At 72.9% G+C, this 17785-nt stretch carries 12 protein-coding genes; 9 read left to right on the plus strand and 3 right to left on the minus strand.

From position 1 onward, the window contains the following. Window positions 1-98 precede the first annotated feature (98 nt). The 4 genes from AC5K6T_RS31345 to AC5K6T_RS31360 all read left to right on the plus strand — a co-directional run bounded on the left by AC5K6T_RS31345 (window position 99) and on the right by AC5K6T_RS31360 (window position 6559). A complete protein-coding gene (locus tag AC5K6T_RS31345) occupies window positions 99-2438 on the plus strand; it encodes an ATP-binding cassette domain-containing protein (RefSeq protein WP_493214410.1) in 2340 nt (779 codons plus the stop codon). A gap of 190 nt (window positions 2439-2628) precedes the next feature. After that, the gene (locus tag AC5K6T_RS31350; protein WP_493214411.1) at window positions 2629-3516 is read left to right on the plus strand and encodes a FadR/GntR family transcriptional regulator; all 888 of its coding nucleotides are present in this window, start codon (window positions 2629-2631) and stop codon (window positions 3514-3516) included. A 471-nt stretch (window positions 3517-3987) separates the two neighbouring features. Further along, a complete protein-coding gene (locus AC5K6T_RS31355; protein WP_493214412.1) occupies window positions 3988-5532 on the plus strand; it encodes an RNA polymerase sigma factor in 1545 nt (514 codons plus the stop codon). 142 nt (window positions 5533-5674) lie between these two features. Then, window positions 5675-6559, plus strand: a complete 885-nt coding sequence (locus AC5K6T_RS31360) for a S1 family peptidase (protein ID WP_493214413.1) — start codon at window positions 5675-5677, stop codon at window positions 6557-6559. 269 nt (window positions 6560-6828) lie between these two features. Here AC5K6T_RS31360 and AC5K6T_RS31365 read toward each other — a convergent pair whose 3' ends face one another. Continuing rightward, window positions 6829-7059 (minus strand): DUF7455 domain-containing protein, encoded by a 231-nt coding sequence (locus tag AC5K6T_RS31365; protein WP_189705007.1) that lies wholly within the window; start codon window positions 7057-7059, stop codon window positions 6829-6831. Between the two features lie 445 nt (window positions 7060-7504). On the opposite strand from AC5K6T_RS31365, the gene AC5K6T_RS31370 reads away from it, so the two are divergent. From AC5K6T_RS31370 to AC5K6T_RS31380, 3 genes are all read left to right on the plus strand, one after another. Then, window positions 7505-9628, plus strand: a complete 2124-nt coding sequence (locus AC5K6T_RS31370; RefSeq protein ID WP_493214414.1) for a DNA gyrase/topoisomerase IV subunit B — start codon at window positions 7505-7507, stop codon at window positions 9626-9628. An 89-nt stretch (window positions 9629-9717) separates the two neighbouring features. Further along, complete coding sequence (locus AC5K6T_RS31375; RefSeq protein WP_493214415.1) at window positions 9718-10269, plus strand: DUF485 domain-containing protein; 552 nt, start codon at window positions 9718-9720, stop codon at window positions 10267-10269. Then, entirely contained in the window at window positions 10266-11858 is a 1593-nt protein-coding gene (locus AC5K6T_RS31380) for a monocarboxylic acid transporter (RefSeq protein ID WP_493214416.1), read from the plus strand. Before AC5K6T_RS31375 ends, AC5K6T_RS31380 begins: the two co-directional genes overlap by 4 nt. Before the next feature lie 223 nt (window positions 11859-12081). On the opposite strand, the gene AC5K6T_RS31385 is transcribed toward AC5K6T_RS31380, so the two are convergent. Further along, the gene (locus AC5K6T_RS31385) at window positions 12082-13020 is read right to left on the minus strand and encodes a ferredoxin family protein (protein WP_493214417.1); all 939 of its coding nucleotides are present in this window, start codon (window positions 13018-13020) and stop codon (window positions 12082-12084) included. Window positions 13021-13285: 265 nt separating this feature from the next. After that, complete coding sequence (locus AC5K6T_RS31390) at window positions 13286-14539, minus strand: citrate synthase (protein WP_493214418.1); 1254 nt, start codon at window positions 14537-14539, stop codon at window positions 13286-13288. A gap of 109 nt (window positions 14540-14648) precedes the next feature. On the opposite strand from AC5K6T_RS31390, the gene AC5K6T_RS31395 reads away from it, so the two are divergent. Then, entirely contained in the window at window positions 14649-15821 is a 1173-nt protein-coding gene (locus AC5K6T_RS31395; RefSeq protein WP_493214419.1) for a citrate synthase/methylcitrate synthase, read from the plus strand. A gap of 600 nt (window positions 15822-16421) precedes the next feature. After that, a complete protein-coding gene (locus tag AC5K6T_RS31400) occupies window positions 16422-17636 on the plus strand; it encodes a CobW family GTP-binding protein (RefSeq protein ID WP_493214420.1) in 1215 nt (404 codons plus the stop codon). Window positions 17637-17785 lie beyond the last annotated feature (149 nt).

The raw sequence follows: 17785 nt of genomic DNA on the forward strand, positions 1-17785 counted from the left end.
CAGGAGCCGGCACCCGGCCCGCCGACGAGGGCGCCGGGCCCTGGGTGGCACCCGCCCCCTGCCCGGGAAAACGGACATAAAGCGCTATCTTGCTACGGGTGATCCAGGCCTTCGGACTGACCAGCACCACCCGCAAGGACCTTCCGCCCGCCGTGGACGACGTCTCCTTCGACGCGCGGGCGGGACACCTCACCGCACTGCTCGGAGCGCCCGGCTCGGGCCGGACCACCGTGCTCCGGCTGATGCTCGAACTCCAGCAGGGCCGGGGAATCACCCACTTCCGGGGCAGACCCCTGCACCGTATCGCCCACCCCTCGCGCGAGGTGGGTGTGCTCCTGGGCGACGTGCCCGGCCATCCGGCCCGCAGCGTGCGAGGGCACCTGCGCATGCTGTGCGCGGCCGCGGGTGTTCCGGCGCGCCGGGCCGACGAAGTGCTGGAAGTCGTCGGTCTCGTCAGTCTGCGCGGCGAACGGCTCGACACGCTCTCCCGCGCCATGGACCGCCGGCTGGGCCTGGGCTGCGCCCTGCTGGCCGACCCGCACACGCTGGTGCTCGACGACCCCGCCGACGGCCTGTGCCAGAAGGAGAGGCGCTGGCTGTACGGCATGCTGCGGGCGCACGCGGCTCAAGGCGGGACCGTCCTGCTCACCGTCACCGACCCCAAGGACGCGGCCCGTACGGCCGACCGGGTCGTCACCCTCGACCGGGGCAGGGTCGTGGCCGACCAGGACGCGGCGGAGTTCGCGCGCACCCGCCTGCGCCCTCGGGTCGTCGTCCGCACCCCGCACGCCGCCCGCCTCGCCGCCCTCCTGGCCAGGGAGGCACGCACCGGCCGGCGGTCCGTGGAGGTGGTGCGCGAGAGCGGCAACCGCCTGTACGTGTACGGAAGCACGTGCGCGGACGTCGGCGAGACCGCGTTCCGGCACGGCGTGCTCGTCCATCAACTCGCCGACGAGACGGGGGACACGGGGCCGGTCTCCGAGCCGGCCGCCATGGCAGCCGAAGCGGTGGCGCTGATCCGGCCCGGCGCGGGTGCTCCGGCCGTCGAGCCCGGCCCGGCAGGTCCCGCACCGCCCGCCGACCCCGCCGACCCCGCCGGCGCCACGTTGCCCGGCGGCCCCGCAGGCACCGCTCCGGCCTCCGGACCCGCAGGCACCGCTCCGGCGCACGGCCGCGCGGAGGCCGGCCCGGTGGTCGAGCCCGGCCCGGCAGGTCCCGCACCGCCCGCCGACCCCGCCGGCGCCACGTCGCCCGGCGGCCCTGCAGGCACCGCTCCGGCCTCCGGACCCGCAGGCACCGCTCCGGCGCACGGCCGCGCGGAGGCCGGCCCGGTGGCGGACGCCGCGGCCGAGGCGCCTCTCTCCCCGGCGGGAGCCGGTGCCGGGGAGCCGCCGCACCCGGCAGCGGTGGACACCCGCGCGGGGGCGGACTCCGCTGCCCCGAGCCCGACCGCGGAGCCACGCCGGAACGGACCGGTGCCTGTCCGCGGCGCCGTCGTCACTCCGGCCGCGGCCGGCCTGACTCATGAGGACTCCCCGGCCGCCCCCCTCGCACCGGCCGTCTCCTCCCTGCGCGTCGGCACCGGTACGGCCGGCCCTCGCGGCGCAGCCCGGCGGCACGGGGCCGACGCCCGGCCCGCGCTCCCGCCTCCGCTCTCCGTCCGCTCCGCTCCCAGCCCCCTGCGCCCGCTCCGCTACGAGGTGCGCAGGGCGGCCGGGGTCGGCACGGTGTCCCTCACCAGTGCCGCCGTGCTGGTTCTCTCCGCGCTCACCACGGTGATCGCCGCCCGGATCGGCCACACTCCGCAGTCGCGGCTGCTGGCCGCCTGGCCCCAGGAACTGCCCCTGCCGCCCGCCGCGCTCGGTGCGGGGCTGCTGGGCGCACTCGCCTTCGGGGACGAGTTCCGCCACCCCGCCCTGGCGGCCGACCGCGGCACGGTGCCCCGTCGGCTGGGCCTGCTCGCCGCCAAACTCCTCGTCGCCGCCGCCACGGGCCTGGCGCTGGCCGTGCTGACGGTGGGATGCGACGCCGAGGTGCTGTATCTCGTATACGGACGGGAGCTCACCGGAGTTCCCGCGGACTGGGCGGTGCTGGGTGCGAGTTGGCTCGCTCTGGTGGTGGGCTGCGCCTGGGCGGGCGTGCTGGCGGCCGGGATCTTCCGGTCGACGACCGCGGGGCTCGCGGCGGTGGTCGCCGTTCCGGTCGCCGTGGTCCCCCTCGTGCACCGGGCCTTCGAGGGACCGGCCGTGCGTGACGCCACGGGCTTCTCGATGCGCATGCGGGAGCTCCTGCTGTCGCAGTGGCCCTACGGCGGGGAGAGATACCTGGCCGGAGTCGTGCAGGTGATCGCCCAACCTGTCGGCGGCGCGCTCGCGTTGACACTGACCGCGCTGCTGTGCGCGTACCTGCTCACCACTCTGCGCGGCAGGCTGCGGTAGCGGTGCGTGACCTCCGGCACGCCGCGGACCCGCTGAGCAGTGCCGCCGGACACAGAATGCACACAACTCCCCGGAGAAAGCCCATTTCTTTCCGATAAGGCGTCAATTGCGACGGGGTGAGCGATCACCCTTTCGTGTGCTTTTCACCAAAGCCCTCAAGGGAGTTGGAGAGGTCGCCGACAAAGGTTCCGTGAGTACCGTTGCGCACACCATGATGACCCCCGCCCGCACCGCCGACGCCGGCCTCGCCGGTCCGGGCGAACTCGACCGCTACCCCTACGCGGAGGCCCCCGGAGCCCGCCGCGTCGGGCCTCCCGCCTGGGAGGGCGCGGACCCGGAGCTGGGCCGCGTGGGCCGGCGCACCGCGGGCAGCCGCGGACGCGGACTGCACGGCCAACTCGTTCAGCAGCTGGGTCAGATGATCGTCTCCGGGGATCTCGGGGCCGACCGTCCGCTGGTGCCGGAGGAGATCGGCCAGCGCTTCGAGGTGTCCCGGACCGTCGTCCGCGAGTCGCTCCGCGTCCTGGAGGCCAAAGGTCTGGTCAGCGCCCGGCCGAACGTGGGCACCCGGGTGCGCCCGGTCAGCGACTGGAATCTGCTCGACCCGGACATCATCGAGTGGCGTGCCTTCGGCCCGCAGCGCGACGACCAGCGCCGTGAGCTGAGCGAGCTGCGCTGGATCATCGAGCCCCTGGCCGCGCGCCTGGCCGCCGGACACGGCCGGGAGGAGGTCCAGCAGCGGCTCGCCGACATGGTCGAGGTCATGGGGCACGCCATGGCGCAGGGGGACGCTCTGACGTTCTCGCGCGCGGACGCCGAGTTCCACTCGCTGCTCATCCAGGTCGGCGGCAACCGCATGCTGGAGCACCTCTCGGGGATCGTCTCCGCCGCTCTCCAGGTCTCCGGCGGCCCGGTCACCGGCTGTGACCGTCCGAACGAGGCCTCCCTCGGGCACCACGGCAGGATCGTCGACGCGCTCGCCGCCGGTGACGGAGCAGGGGCGGAGGCCGCCATGCGGCAGCTGCTCACCGTCCATCCCGAGGTGGAGCGGGTCGTGCCCGCCCCCCGCGAGCACTGACCGGCCACCGCAGGGCGGTCCCGTCCGGGGATGCCTCCCCCTCCTGCGGCATCGCCGGCCCGGACCGCGCCCCCTCGGACCCCGCAGGACGTCGGTTCTGCGGGGTCCGAGGGGTCCGGCGGGATCCTCCGGCGTCGTCCGGGCCCTGCGGGATCTCGACGGCGTGAGGTGCCGGCGCGTACGTTCGGCAAGTCCGCAGCTCGCACCACCTGGACGGCTTTGTCAGTACCTGACCGTTTTTGATTGCTTACGGGGTGTGACTCGGGCCACGCAGATTAGGCGTAACGCCAGTGGGAACACTGCGATGACCTAAGAGGTGACAGCCGCGGAGGGAATACGGACGCCGTTCATGGCGCTGTGCATCTTCCCGGCCCCCGCCCGTGCCGTCGGTCCATCCCCAGGCCGACGGTCGGCCCCTGTCCGCCGTGGACGAGGCCGGAAGCCGTTTTCCAACGTTCCGAGAGGTTGTTCGTGTCGGCCAGCACATCCCGTACGCTCCCGCCGGAGATCGCCGAGTCCGTCTCTGTCATGGCGCTCATTGAGCGGGGAAAGGCTGAGGGGCAGATCGCCGGCGACGACGTGCGTCGAGCCTTCGAAGCTGACCAGATTCCGGCCACTCAGTGGAAGAACGTACTGCGCAGCCTCAACCAGATCCTTGAGGAAGAGGGTGTGACGCTGATGGTCAGTGCCGCAGAGCCCAAGCGCACCCGCAAGAGCGTCGCAGCGAAGAGCCCGGCCAAGCGCACCGCCACCAAGTCGGTCGCGGCGAAGCCGGTGACCACGCGGAAGGCCACCGGCGCCACGGCCGCGGCGCCGGACGAGACCGTCGCCGACCCCGCCGTCGACCCCGCCGAGGAGACCGCGCCCGCCAAGAAGGCCGCGGCGAAGAAGACCACGGCGAAGAAGACGGCCGCGAAGAAGACCGTCGCCAAGAAGACGGCGGCCAAGAAGACCGCGGCGAAGAAGGACGACGCCGAACCCGTCGAGGAAGAGGCCATCGAGGAGGCCAAGCCGGGCGACGAGCCGGAGGGCACCGAGAGCGCCGGGTTCGTGCTGTCCGACGAGGACGAGGACGACGCCCCGGCGCAGCAGGTCGCCGCGGCCGGCGCCACCGCCGACCCGGTCAAGGACTATCTCAAGCAGATCGGCAAGGTCCCCCTGCTCAACGCCGAGCAGGAGGTCGAGCTCGCCAAGCGCATCGAGGCGGGCCTCTTCGCCGAGGACAAGCTGTCCAACGCCGACAAGCTCGCCCCCAAGCTCAAGCGCGAGCTGGAGATCATCGCCGAGGACGGCCGCCGCGCCAAGAACCACCTGCTGGAGGCCAACCTCCGCCTCGTGGTCTCCCTGGCCAAGCGCTACACCGGCCGCGGCATGCTGTTCCTGGACCTGATCCAGGAGGGCAACCTCGGCCTGATCCGCGCCGTCGAGAAGTTCGACTACACCAAGGGCTACAAGTTCTCCACGTACGCCACCTGGTGGATCCGCCAGGCCATCACCCGCGCGATGGCCGACCAGGCCCGCACCATCCGCATCCCGGTGCACATGGTCGAGGTCATCAACAAGCTCGCCCGCGTCCAGCGCCAGATGCTCCAGGACCTGGGCCGTGAGCCCACCCCGGAGGAACTGGCCAAGGAGCTCGACATGACCCCGGAGAAGGTCATCGAGGTCCAGAAGTACGGCCGTGAGCCCATCTCGCTGCACACCCCGCTGGGCGAGGACGGCGACAGCGAGTTCGGTGACCTCATCGAGGACTCCGAGGCCGTCGTGCCTGCCGACGCGGTCAGCTTCACGCTGCTGCAGGAGCAGCTGCACTCGGTCCTGGACACCCTGTCCGAGCGCGAGGCGGGCGTCGTGTCCATGCGCTTCGGCCTGACCGACGGCCAGCCGAAGACCCTCGACGAGATCGGCAAGGTCTACGGCGTCACGCGTGAGCGCATCCGCCAGATCGAGTCCAAGACCATGTCCAAGCTGCGCCACCCGTCCCGCTCCCAGGTGCTGCGCGACTACCTCGACTGACCCGTCGCACGACGGTCAGGGGCCCGGCTTCCGAGGAGAGGGAGCCGGGCCCCGTCGTGTGTGCGGGTGCGGCGGCTCTGCCGCTGGAACACTCTGAGTGTCTCGTGACCACCTCGGAGTCACCTCACAGTGAGGAGCACGCATGCGTCGTCCCTATGTCCGGGCACTGGCCGGGCCACTGGTCCTGGCGGCCGCGGCGGCGACCATACCGTTGCTGGTCGCCGCCCCGGCGGCCGCCGACAGTGTCGTGGTGGGCGGCTTCCCGGTCGATGTGTCCGAGGGGCCCTGGACGGTCGCGGTGTCCAGCCGTGACCGGTTCGGGGGTACCCGCGCGGGCCAGTTCTGCGGAGGCGTCGCCGTCGGCCGCACCACGGTGCTCACCGCGGCGCACTGCCTGAGCAGGGAGGTCCTCGGCACGGCACCGGACCGGGTGCGCGATCTCAAGGTGATCACCGGGCGTACCGACCTGCGCTCCCGCGAGGGACGGGAGATCCGGGTCCGCGACGTCTGGGTGAACCCCCGCTACGACCGGATCAGCAACGCCGGTGACTTCGCCGTGCTCTCCCTCACCGAGCCCGTGGCACAGGGGGCGATCGCCACCATGGCCGCGGCGGGCCACCCGGCGTACGAGCCCGGTACGGCGGCCAGGGTCTTCGGGTGGGGCGACGTCACGGGAGCCGGGAACTACGCCTACGGCCTGCGCGCGGCGCGGGTGCAGGTGCTGCCCGACGAGATGTGCGCCCGGGCCTACCCGGGCAGCGTCAACGGCACGTACCGCCCCGACAGCATGCTGTGCGCCGGTGAGGCGCAGGGCGGCTCCGACGCCTGCCAGGGAGACAGCGGGGGGCCGCTGGTCGCCCGCGGGCGGCTGATCGGACTGGTCTCTTGGGGCAGCGGCTGCGGCCTGGCCGGCAGTCCGGGGGTCTACACACGGGTGTCCGACATCGTGCGGACGCTCGGCTGGAGCGCCGACGACGGCGCGGCGGAGCGTGGCGAGAACGCGGCGGAAGGCCCTCAGGGCGGCTGAGCGGGGCACGGGTGGGCAATCCCGTGACCGGCCTCTCCGTCCGACCGGAGAGCGGCACGTATGCCCTGTGGCGGGCGTGCTGTCCGGGACCGGGTGGCAGGAGCGGACCGTGGCGACGTCGGCGGACGGCGGTGTGCGTGTCACGGACGTGTCGCGGGAGCGCGCATGGCGTGCCGCGCCCCACGAGCGCGGGCGGTGACCCCTGAGAACCGGGGGTCACCGCCCGTGAACCGGTCACACCGGTGCCTGCTCGTCGTGGACGCGAGGAATCAGCGCTCTTCTTCGGAGGCGGATGCGGGAACGGCGGTCAGCCGTTCGGTCTCGTCCTGTATCTCAGCGGCGATCTTCTTGAGTTCCGGCTCGAACTTGCGGCCGTGGTGGGCGCAGAAGAGCAGTTCTCCGCCGCTCAGCAGGACGACGCGCAGGTATGCCTGGGCGCCGCAGCGGTCGCAGCGATCAGCGGCCGTCAGCGGGCTCGCGGGGGTCAGAACAGTAGTCACGTCGCCTCTTCTCTAGCTCGACGAGCTGTCGTACCAGGGTCAACATCCAACCAGCCCGAATTCGTTCCCGCTCGGGGCTTTCCCTCGAAAAAATCTTTCCGAGTGGTTGTCTGCTGCCGGTTGGCGGCGAATGTGCCGTAGTGCGTGTCTCTGTGTCGTACGGGTTCGCGCTGTCGGACGGTTTCGGGTAAGTCCTCCCGGCCGGGTTGCCGGTTGTTCATGAGGACGTGCCCGGAGCCTAAATGGTTCATGCGCCGAAGGGAACGTGACATCTGCTTCACCCCATCGAGTGATCGAACAAGTATGCGATGCTGGACTAGTCTGTGTTCGGGACGAGGGTGGCGTTACAACGGCTCTACCAGGCCTCGGTACCCTCTGAGCGGCAACCGACGCCGCGCCCTTACCCAGAAGGGCCCCAACTGAAATTCAGCGAGGAGCGAACCGCGTGACCGCCGAGACGTCCGTGCCGTCCACAGCGCTGCTGGCAGGAGCAGACCGGGACGGGTCCAACTACACCGCGCGGCATCTGCTCGTCCTGGAGGGTCTCGAGGCCGTGCGCAAGCGGCCCGGGATGTACATCGGGTCCACGGACAGCCGCGGCCTGATGCACTGCCTGTGGGAGATCATCGACAACTCCGTGGACGAGGCCCTCGGCGGCTACTGCGACCACATCGAGGTCGTCCTCCACGACGACGGCTCGGTCGAGGTGCGGGACAACGGCCGGGGCATCCCGGTCGACGTGGAGCCCAAGACCGGTCTGTCCGGCGTCGAGGTCGTGATGACCAAGCTCCATGCCGGCGGCAAGTTCGGCGGCGGCTCCTACGCCGCCTCCGGCGGCCTGCACGGCGTCGGCGCCTCGGTCGTCAACGCGCTGTCCGCCCGCCTGGACGTCGAGGTCGACCGCGGCGGCCACACCCATGCCATCAGCTTCCGGCGCGGTGTTCCCGGTGCGTTCGCCGCCACCGGTCCGGACGCCGGGTTCGAGGCCGGGGCCGGCCTGCGCAAGTCCAAGAAGCTGCCCCGGACGCGCACCGGCACGCGGGTGCGCTACTGGGCCGACCGGCAGATCTTCCTCAAGGACGCCAGGCTGTCCCTGGACACCCTGCACCAGCGCGCACGGCAGACCGCGTTCCTGGTGCCCGGCCTGACGATCGTCGTCCGCGACGAGTACGGCCTGGGGGAGGGCGGCAGCAAGGGCGAGGAGTCCTTCCGCTACGACGGCGGCATCAGCGAGTTCTGCGAGTACCTGGCCACCGACAAGGCCATCTGCGACATCCAGCGCCTCACCGGCCGGGGCACCTTCCGCGAGACCGTCCCGGTGCTCGACGAGCACGGCCAGATGACCCCCACGCAGGTCACCCGCGAGCTGGAGGTCGACGTAGCGCTGCGCTGGGGCACCGGGTACGACACGACCGTCAGATCCTTCGTCAACATCATCGCCACCCCCAAGGGCGGCACCCATGTCGCGGGCTTCGAGGCCGCCGTGACCAGCACGCTCAACGAGGTCCTGCGGGCCAAGAAGCTGCTGCGGGTCGCCGAGGACGACGTCGTCAAGGACGACGCCCTGGAGGGTCTGACCGCCGTGGTCACCGTCCGCCTCGCCGAGCCGCAGTTCGAGGGGCAGACCAAGGAGGTCCTCGGCACCTCGGCGGCCCGCCGCATCGTGAACGGTGTGATCTCCAAGGAGCTCAAGGCCTTCCTCACCGCCACCAAGCGCGATGCCGCGCAGCAGTCCCGGGTGGTCCTGGAGAAGGTCGTCGCCGCCGCCCGCACCAGGATCGCCGCCCGTCAGCACAAGGACGCCCAGCGCCGCAAGACGGCCCTGGAGTCCTCCTCGCTGCCCGCGAAGCTCGCCGACTGCCGCAGCGACGACGTCGACCGCAGCGAGCTGTTCATCGTCGAGGGCGACTCCGCCCTCGGTACGGCGAAGCTCGCCCGGAACTCCGAGTTCCAGGCGCTCCTGCCCATCCGGGGCAAGATCCTCAACGTGCAGAAGTCGTCCGTCACGGACATGCTGAAGAACGCCGAGTGCGGTGCGATCATCCAGGTCATAGGGGCCGGCTCGGGCCGTACCTTCGACATCGACGCGGCCCGCTACGGCAAGATCATCATGATGACCGACGCCGACGTGGACGGCTCCCACATCCGCTGCCTGCTGCTGACCCTCTTCCAGCGGTACATGCGGCCCATGGTGGAGGCCGGCCGGGTCTTCGCCGCCGTCCCGCCGCTGCACCGCATCGAGCTGGTCCAGCCCAAGAAGGGGCAGGACAAGTACGTCTACACGTACTCGGACCGAGAGCTGCGGGACACCCTCCTGGAGATGGAGGGCAAGGGCATCCGCTACAAGGACTCCATCCAGCGCTACAAGGGCCTCGGCGAGATGGACGCCGACCAGCTGGCCGAGACCACCATGGACCCGCGTCACCGCACCCTGCGCCGGATCAACCTGTCCGACCTGGAAGCCGCCGAGCAGGTCTTCGACCTCCTCATGGGCAACGACGTGGCACCGCGCAAGGAGTTCATCTCCAGCTCCGCGGCCACCCTGGACCGGTCCCGCATCGACGCCTGACCCGCTGCCGTACGGACCACGTCACCTGAAGGGGTGAACAGCAGGAGGAACAAGAGCCGGGGATCTTCCCGTTCTGTCCATCCTTGGGCATGCAATCAAGCAAGGGGCGCCCGCGCGCCGGCCGGGGAGCGCCCGCACGACCGGCGGAGGGCCACCGATCCGGGCAGCGCCCGGCGCCCGTCGCGACGGGTCCGGTGGACTACGACGATCCCTGGTACGACGCCCTCGCCGCGGGCTGGGGCGAGTCGGCCGCACCGGCCAGCGCCGTGCCCGCCGCGCGCGCGGAGGACGGAGGCGGGGCCCTCACCGCGGCCGACGTGTATCTGGAGGTCCAGCGCAGCGCGGACTTCCAGGAGGTGCGCCGCCGGTACCGCAGGTTCGTGGTGCCGGCCGTCGCCGCCTTCCTCACCTGGTATCTCGGCTATGTCGTCGCCGCCACCACCGCCCCGGGACTGATGGCCCGGCCGGTCGCGGGCGCGGTGAACGTGGCGATGCTGGCCGGGCTCGGCCAGTTCCTCACGACCTTCGTGCTGACCTGGGCCTACGCCCGTCACGCGCGGCTGCGCCGGGATCGCGCCGCCCTCGAACTGCGCTGGGACACCCAGGAACTGGCACGCGGTGTGCGAGGGGGTGCCCGGTGAGAGACGATCACCAGACCCTGGCGCTGCTGCTGTTCAGCGCGTTCGTCGCCGTCACCCTGGGGATCACCACCTGGGTGAGCCGCCACCGGCACGGCTCCGCGGAGGAGTTCTATGCGGGCGGGCGGCTGTTCTCTCCGATGGAGAATGGTTTTGCCATCGCGGGGGACTACATGTCGGCGGCCTCCTTCCTCGGCATCTCCGGCCTGATCGCGCTGTTCGGCTACGACGGGCTGCTCTACTCCGTCGGATTCCTGGTCGCCTGGCTCGTCGTGCTGCTGCTGGTGGCCGAACTGGTGCGCAACTGCGGCCGGTTCACGCTCGCCGACGTCGTCGCCGCGCGGATGCGCGAGCGGCCCGTACGCATCGCGGCGGGAACTTCCTCGGTCGTGGTGTCCGTTCTGTATCTGGTGGCGCAGATGGTGGGTGCGGGCAGCCTGGTCGCGCTGCTCCTGGGCGGATCCGGAGAGGCGGCGCAGGCCTGGACGGTCGTCGGCGTCGGCGCCCTCATGGTCACCTATGTGTCGCTGGGAGGGATGCGGGCCACGACGTGGATCCAGATCGTCAAGGCGGTCCTGCTGATGGGCGGGGCGATCGCCCTGACCGCGCTCGTACTCGTGCGGTACCACGGGGACGTCGACCACCTGCTGCGCAGCGCCGCCGAGCGCAGCGGTCAGGGCGACCGATTCCTCGCTCCCGGGCTGAAGTACGGCGGTGACTGGACCGCCCGGTTCGACTTCATCAGCCTCGGTCTCGCGCTGGTGCTGGGAACGGCCGGGCTGCCGCACATCCTGTCCCGGTTCTACACGGTGCCCACCGCGCGGGCCGCCCGGCGGTCGGTGGTCTGGTCGATCGGACTCATCGGGGGCTTCTACCTGATGACGATCGTGCTCGGCTTCGGCGCGGCCGCCGTCGTGGGCCCGGACGAGGTCCGCAGGTCGAACGCCGCGGGGAACACCGCCGTTCCCCTCCTGGCGCTCGACCTGGGCGGTGGCGCCAACTCCACGGGGGGAACGGTTCTCTTCGCCGTCGTCGCGGCCATCGCCTTCGCCACCATCCTCGCGGTCGTCGCCGGCATCACCCTCGCCTCGTCGGCATCGGTCGCCCACGACCTGTACGCCTCGCTGCGACGCCGGCACGCGAAGCCCTACAGCGAGGTGGCCGTGGCCCGGATCGCCGCGGTCGGCATCGGGGTGGCCGCCATCGCGCTGGGCCTGCTGGCACGGGATCTGAACGTCGCCTTTCTCGTGGGACTGGCCTTCGCCGTCGCGGCATCCGCGAACCTGCCGGTGCTGCTCTACTCGCTGTTCTGGCGCGGCTTCACCACGCGCGGCGCGGTGTGGGCGGTCTACGGCGGGCTGATTCCCGCCGTGCTGCTGGTGCTGCTGTCGCCCGTGGTCTCCGGCAGCCCCGACTCGCTGTTCCCGCGGGCGGACTTCCAGTTCTTCCCGCTGGAGAACCCGGGCCTGGTGTCCATCCCGCTGGGGTTCGTGGCGGGCTGGCTGGGCACCGTGATCTCCGCCGAAGAGCCCGACGAGGCCAAGCACGCCGAGACCGAGGTGCGCTCACTCACCGGTGCCGGAGCGGTGTAGCGGTACGGAGGGCCTGGAGCGGGGGCCCGTGGGCGGCACGGGGTCCGTGAGCCTGCGGGCGCGTCCGGGCACGCCTGGCGGCCTGCGAGGCACCGAGGGGCGCCACGAGGTGAGCGCAGGCCGGGCCTGCTGCAGCGGCACGGTGCGGGCCGGCCGAGCGGGCCCGTCCGGGCCTCCCCCGGTCGCCGGCCCGGGGGAGGCCCGGACCGTACGGGTGCGTCCGTCAGCTCGCCAGGGCAGCCGCCAGCTCCCGTACGGCCACCACGTCCATCCGCGCGGGAGCCCCGAGGACGGAGGTGCCGCAGCTCTCGGGCCGGGCCGGGCCGGATGCGCTCTGGGCGACGGTCACCCGCCAGCACCGTCCGTCCACGTGCGCCACGGTGACCTCCCAGCGGGGGGCCGCGCCGTCCGTGCGCACGACCGTGAGCGCTTCGGCGGCGTCCTCGGCGGCGACGCGGCGCACGGCCAGTTCGGCGGCCTGGCCGGGACGCTCCCAGGCGGACGAGCCGCGGCAGCCGTCCAGGAGGATGCGCCCCTCGCCGACCTCGTGCAGGGCCTCCTTGACGGTGTGCGCCTCGGCTCGGCCGTATGCGTAGCCGTAGGGCAGGACGAGCACCGTGGGGGCGAAGCGATGACCACCCAGATGGGTGACCTCCCAGACGTCGTCGACCCCGGAGGCGGTCAGTTCGGCGGCCAGCGGGCGGCCCAGGACGGCGCAGCAGCGGTCGCGCCTGCCGTTGGTGCACACCAGCGCGAGCGGGCCGCCCGGGTGCGGCCGGCCGCCGAGGACGCGGTCGAAGGAGCTGTGGTCGCCCCGGCCGAGCGCGGCGAAGTCCAGTTCCAGGAGCCGGTGCGGGTCGACCATGGTGGCGGTGCGCAGCCAGACCCTGCCCGGCACCGTGTGCGAGACGTACACGCGGCGGGCCTCGGGGGTGTGGCGGTCTGCGTGACGGCCGGGGCGGCGGATCAGCGCGATGCGCACACCGGTGCCCTTCGCGGCCGCTTCGAGGGCGCGGCCGAGGACGGGGTCGAGGTGGCTGGAGGTGAGGGCCCGGGCACCCCACGGGCCGGGCTGTTCCACCAGCAGCCAGGTCTGCGCGGGGGCCGCGGTCCCGGAGACGGGCTCGTCGAGGTCCCGCGAGACGCTTGCACACGTACTCACAGAGGTGAGCCTAACCTGAGTTCGTCCGAGGTGGCGTGTCGTCGCGCCCGTGTCCCTCCCGGTCCCTCCCGGTCCCTCCCGGCCGGCCGGAGGAGGTGCCGCCGCGGGAGGGGCCGCCGGGGGCCGTGGGGGCGACACCCGCCTGCTGCTTCGGAGGGACCGGAGCGGCGTGTGAGCCCCCTGCCGTGCCGGCAGCCCGGGCTCGGAGGGTGCCGGACGCCGGCCGCAGCGCCCCGGGGAGGCCCGGCGTCGAGGCGGGGTCCGTTCACGGCAGCGGCTGCGGTGGCCTCGGGCCGGTGTACACGCCGCTGGGACGCATCCGCAGGGGGCGTTCGCCGTACTCCTCCATCGCGTGTGCGATCCAGCCCGCCGTGCGGGCCACGGCGAAGAGTGTCTCGCCGGCCGTCGGGCCCATCCCCGAGGACGCGGTGAACACCGCGAGCGCCAGGTCGACGTTGGCGTGCAGGGGGGTGTGCCGGGCCGCGGTCTCCACCACGCGGCGCGCGGCCGCGAGCGCGGGTGCCGCACCGGGCAGCTCTTCCAGGAGGCCGAACAGGACGGCGGCCCGCGGGTCCTCGCCGGAGTAGAGCCGGTGGCCGAGTCCGGGGATGCGGCGCCCGGCACGCAGCTGGTCGGCGACCACGGGTGTCGCGTCGCCCCGGTCGAGCACCTCCAGCAGCATGCGGTGGGCCAGTCCGGCGGCCGCGCCGTGCAGCGGGCCCTCGATCACGCCCAGGCCCGCCGACACCGCCGCGTAGGCGTGCGCGCGGGCCGAGGCGGCGACCCGCACCGCGAGCGTCGAGGCGGCCAGGTCGTGGTCGGCCAGCAGGGCGAGTGCCGTGTCCAGGACGCGCAGCGACATCCCGTCGGGGCGCCTGCCGGACAGCCGGGGCCACAGCCGGTGGGCCAGCGGGCCGTCGTCGCCGCGGTCGGCCCCCAGGGGCGGCAGGGCGTCGACGAGTGTCGGGATCAGGGTCCGCGCGGTGCCGAGGACGGCGTCCCCGGACAGGTCGAAGCGCAGCGGGTCCGCGGTGGCCGCGGCAATGGCGGCCACGCGCAACCGGTCGGTCGGTCCGGCGTGTTCGGGCAGTGCGTCGACGGCGCGGCGGGCCACGGCGACGGAGGACGGGGGCGCGGTGAAGGTCGCTCCCGGGTGCAGCCGGCCCGTCCAGAGCCATTCGGCGGTCTCCTCGTAGGTGTGGCGTGCGGCGAGTTCGGCCGCGTCGACGCCCCGGTAGTAGTAGCGGTCCGCCTCGATGAGCGTGATCCGGGTCCGTACGGCGGTCTCGCCTGCGGCGGTCTGGCCCGCCCCGCTCTCCCGTCGGTTGCGCCGGGCGAGCGCTTCGACCTCGTCGGCGGCGAAGGTGCTGCCGCGTCCCGCCGGGGAACGCCGGCTGGTGAGCTGGCCGCGGCTCACGTACGCGTACACCGTCTCGGGCTTCACGCCGAGCAGCTCCGCGGCCTCCCTGGTGCTCAGGCGTCGCTCAGAGGGGTCGGCACCGGCTTGCTGATCGCGCATGGAGGCCACCGTATCCAGACTCACGACAAGGCGCGTGCATATTGATTCAATCAATATTGACAGATATCAAGTCAACCATGGACAGTCGAATCAAGTCCAGGGAGGAAACATGTCCGTCAACCGGTCCGCATCCACTCTTGTCGACGTACCGCGGGGACTCGCGGGCGTCGTGGTCACCGACACCGAGATCGGTGACGTACGGGGGCGTGAGGGCTTCTACCACTACCGGCAGTACTCGGCCGTCGAGCTCGCACGGCACCGGGGCTTCGAGGACGTGTGGCACCTGCTGCTCCACGGCGAACTGCCCGGGGCCGAAAGGAGCGCCGCGTTCGCCGCCGAGACGGCCGCGCTGCGGCGGCTGCCCGAGGAGGTGTCGGCCGCGCTTCCCGCCCTCGCGGCGGGGGGCGGCCGCTCCGGGCCGCTCGCCGGTCTGCGCACGGCCCTGTCCCTGCTGGGTGCCGCCAAGGGGTTCCGGCCCCTGTACGACATCGACGCAGCGCAGCGCCGGGCGGACGCGGTGACGGCGGCCGCCGCCGTACCGACGCTGCTGACGAGTCTGCACCGGCTCGGCCGGGGACTTGACCCGGTCCAGCCCAGAACGGACCTGTCCTACGCGGCCAACTACCTGTACATGCTCACCGGTTCCGAGCCGGATCCCCGACACGCGCGTGCCGTCGAGCAGTACCTGATCTCGACCATCGACCACGGGTTCAACGCGTCGACCTTCACCGCGCGCGTCATCGCCTCGACCGGTGCCGACGTCGCCGCCTGCCTCGTCGGAGCCGTCGGCGCGCTCTCCGGCCCCCTGCACGGCGGCGCCCCCAGCCGGGCCCTCGACACGCTCGACGCCATCGGCACGCCGGAGCGCATCGACCCCTGGGTGCGCGAGCGGGTCCTCGCGGGTGAACGGATCATGGGCTTCGGGCATGCGGTGTACCGCACCGAGGACCCCCGCTCCCGGATGCTCCGGGAGATCGCGCGCGGCTTCGGCGGCGACCGCGTCGACTTCGCCGTCCAGGTCGAGCGGGGCGTGGAGGCGGTGCTCGCCGAGCTGAAGCCCGGACGTGAACTGCACGCCAACGTCGAGTTCTACGCCGGCCTGGTCATGGAGCGGTGCGGGCTGCCGCGGGAGATGTTCACACCGACCTTCGCGGCGGCGCGGGTGGTCGGCTGGAGCGCCAACGTCCTGGAACAGGCGGAGGACCCGAAGATCATCCGTCCGGCGGCGCGGTACGTGGGACCGGCGCCGCAGGTACCGGTCCCCGCGGAGACCGCTGCCTGACGGCGGCCGGGCCCGGGGTCGTGCGGGGGCGATGCCGGACCCGCCGCCGCGAACGGTGCCACGCGATGTCGTGCCGGCCCCGGCGTGGCTGCGGCCACGACCGAGGAGTCATGACCGAGGAGTCATGACCGAGGAGTCATGACCGTGGAGCTGCTCCGCCCCCTGAGATCCCCCTGAGATCCCCGGACGGCCCGCTCGAAGATGCGGAACAAGCGGCCCTCGTCCTGCGTCGCGGGGGAGGGGCGTCGGTGGCCTGCGGGGCAGCTTCCGGCGCAGGCGCAGGCGCAGGCGCAGGCGCAGGCGCAGGCGGCGGGCGCAGGCGGCGGGCGCAGGCGGCGGGCGCAGGCGGCGGGCCGGGCCGGCCCGCCGTGCCGCCGTACGTCCGCCTCCCGCACGCCCGGCGGCAGCCGGCTTCCGCCTACGGCCGCCGCAGTCAGCCGTCGACACCGCGACGCTTCCGGTGCCTCGTATCCTGGGGCGGCAGTCGGTCTTCGGTGGCGTGCCCGGAGCGGTCCGGCGTGCGCGGGCGCGCGGCGCGGGACATGCAGGACACGCCGGGCGCGCAGGACGCGCGACGCGAGAGGTGAAAGAGGTCGCACAGTGGGTTCCGGTTCGCGGCAGATCCCCGTCGTCGTCCTCGCCGGGTTCCTGGGCTCGGGCAAGACCACCCTGCTGAACCATCTCCTGCACCACAGCGGCGGCACCCGGATCGGCGCGATCGTCAACGACTTCGGCGCCATCGAGATCGACGCCCTGGCCGTGGCCGGCGCGCTCGGCGACTCCACCGTCTCGCTCGGCAACGGCTGCCTGTGCTGCGCGGTCGACGCCGGTGAACTCGACGTCTACCTGGAGCGCCTCACTCGCCCCGGCACCGGTGTCGACGTCGTCGTCATCGAGGCGAGCGGGCTTGCCGAGCCCCAGGAGATCGTGCGCATGGTGCTGGCCAGCGAACGGCCCGAAGTCGTGTACGGGGGGCTCGTGGAGGTCGTCGACGCCGCCGAGTTCGACGACACGCGGGAGCGCCACCCCGAGATCGACCGGCATCTCGGCCTCGCCGACCTCGTCGTCGTCAACAAGACGGACCGGGCTCCGGACGCCGCGCGGCTCCTCGCCGCGGTCCGGTCCCTCACCGACCGCGCGGCCGTCGTGCCCGCCCGCTGGGGCCGTGTCGACCCGGAGCTCCTCTTCGACTGCCGGCCCGGCGAGGAACGCATCGGCCAGCTCTCCTTCGACGACCTGCACGACCGCATCGGCGGCCACGGCGGCCACGGCGGCCATGTCGGTGACCCCGGTGACCCCGGTGACGACGACGGCTGTGCCCACGACGGCCATCTGCACGCGGCCTACGACACCCTGTCGTTCGAGACCGCCACACCGATGGACCCGCGGCGGCTGATGGCCTTCCTCGACAGCCGCCCCGAGGGGCTCTACCGGATCAAGGGGCAGGTCGGCTTCGGGCTCCACGACACCCGGAACCGCTACGGCGTCCACGCCGTCGGCCGCTTCCTGCGCTTCGAGCCCGACCCCTGGCCCGCCGCCGGCCCCCGGCTGACCCGTCTCGTGCTCATCGGCTCCGGCATCGACACCGAGGCCCTCGCCAAGGAACTCCAGGCGTGCGCCGACGACGCCGGTCACGCCGGTGACGCCGACGAGCACGGCATGTGGGGCGTCCTGCGCTACGTGCGGGAGCCGGGCGACGAGCCCGAAGCACCGGGCCGGCCCACCGTCGGCCGGCCCGGTGACGCGTACGCCCTCGGCGGCCCGGAGGGTCTCGACGCCCCGGAGGGCCCCGACCGCTCACCCGTCACCGGCTGAGGCCCTCCGCCGGAGGACCCGCCCCGGGCCGGCCGTCTCCCCGGAGCGCAGTCCGGCCCGGCTCCGCGCCGGCTCACGGCCTCAGCCGCTGCAGGCCGGCGCCGGCTCCCCCAGCCCCGGCTCCTCCAGCGCCCCCGGCGCCGGCCCGT

This window comes from Streptomyces sp. B8-7 (assembly GCF_058833805.1).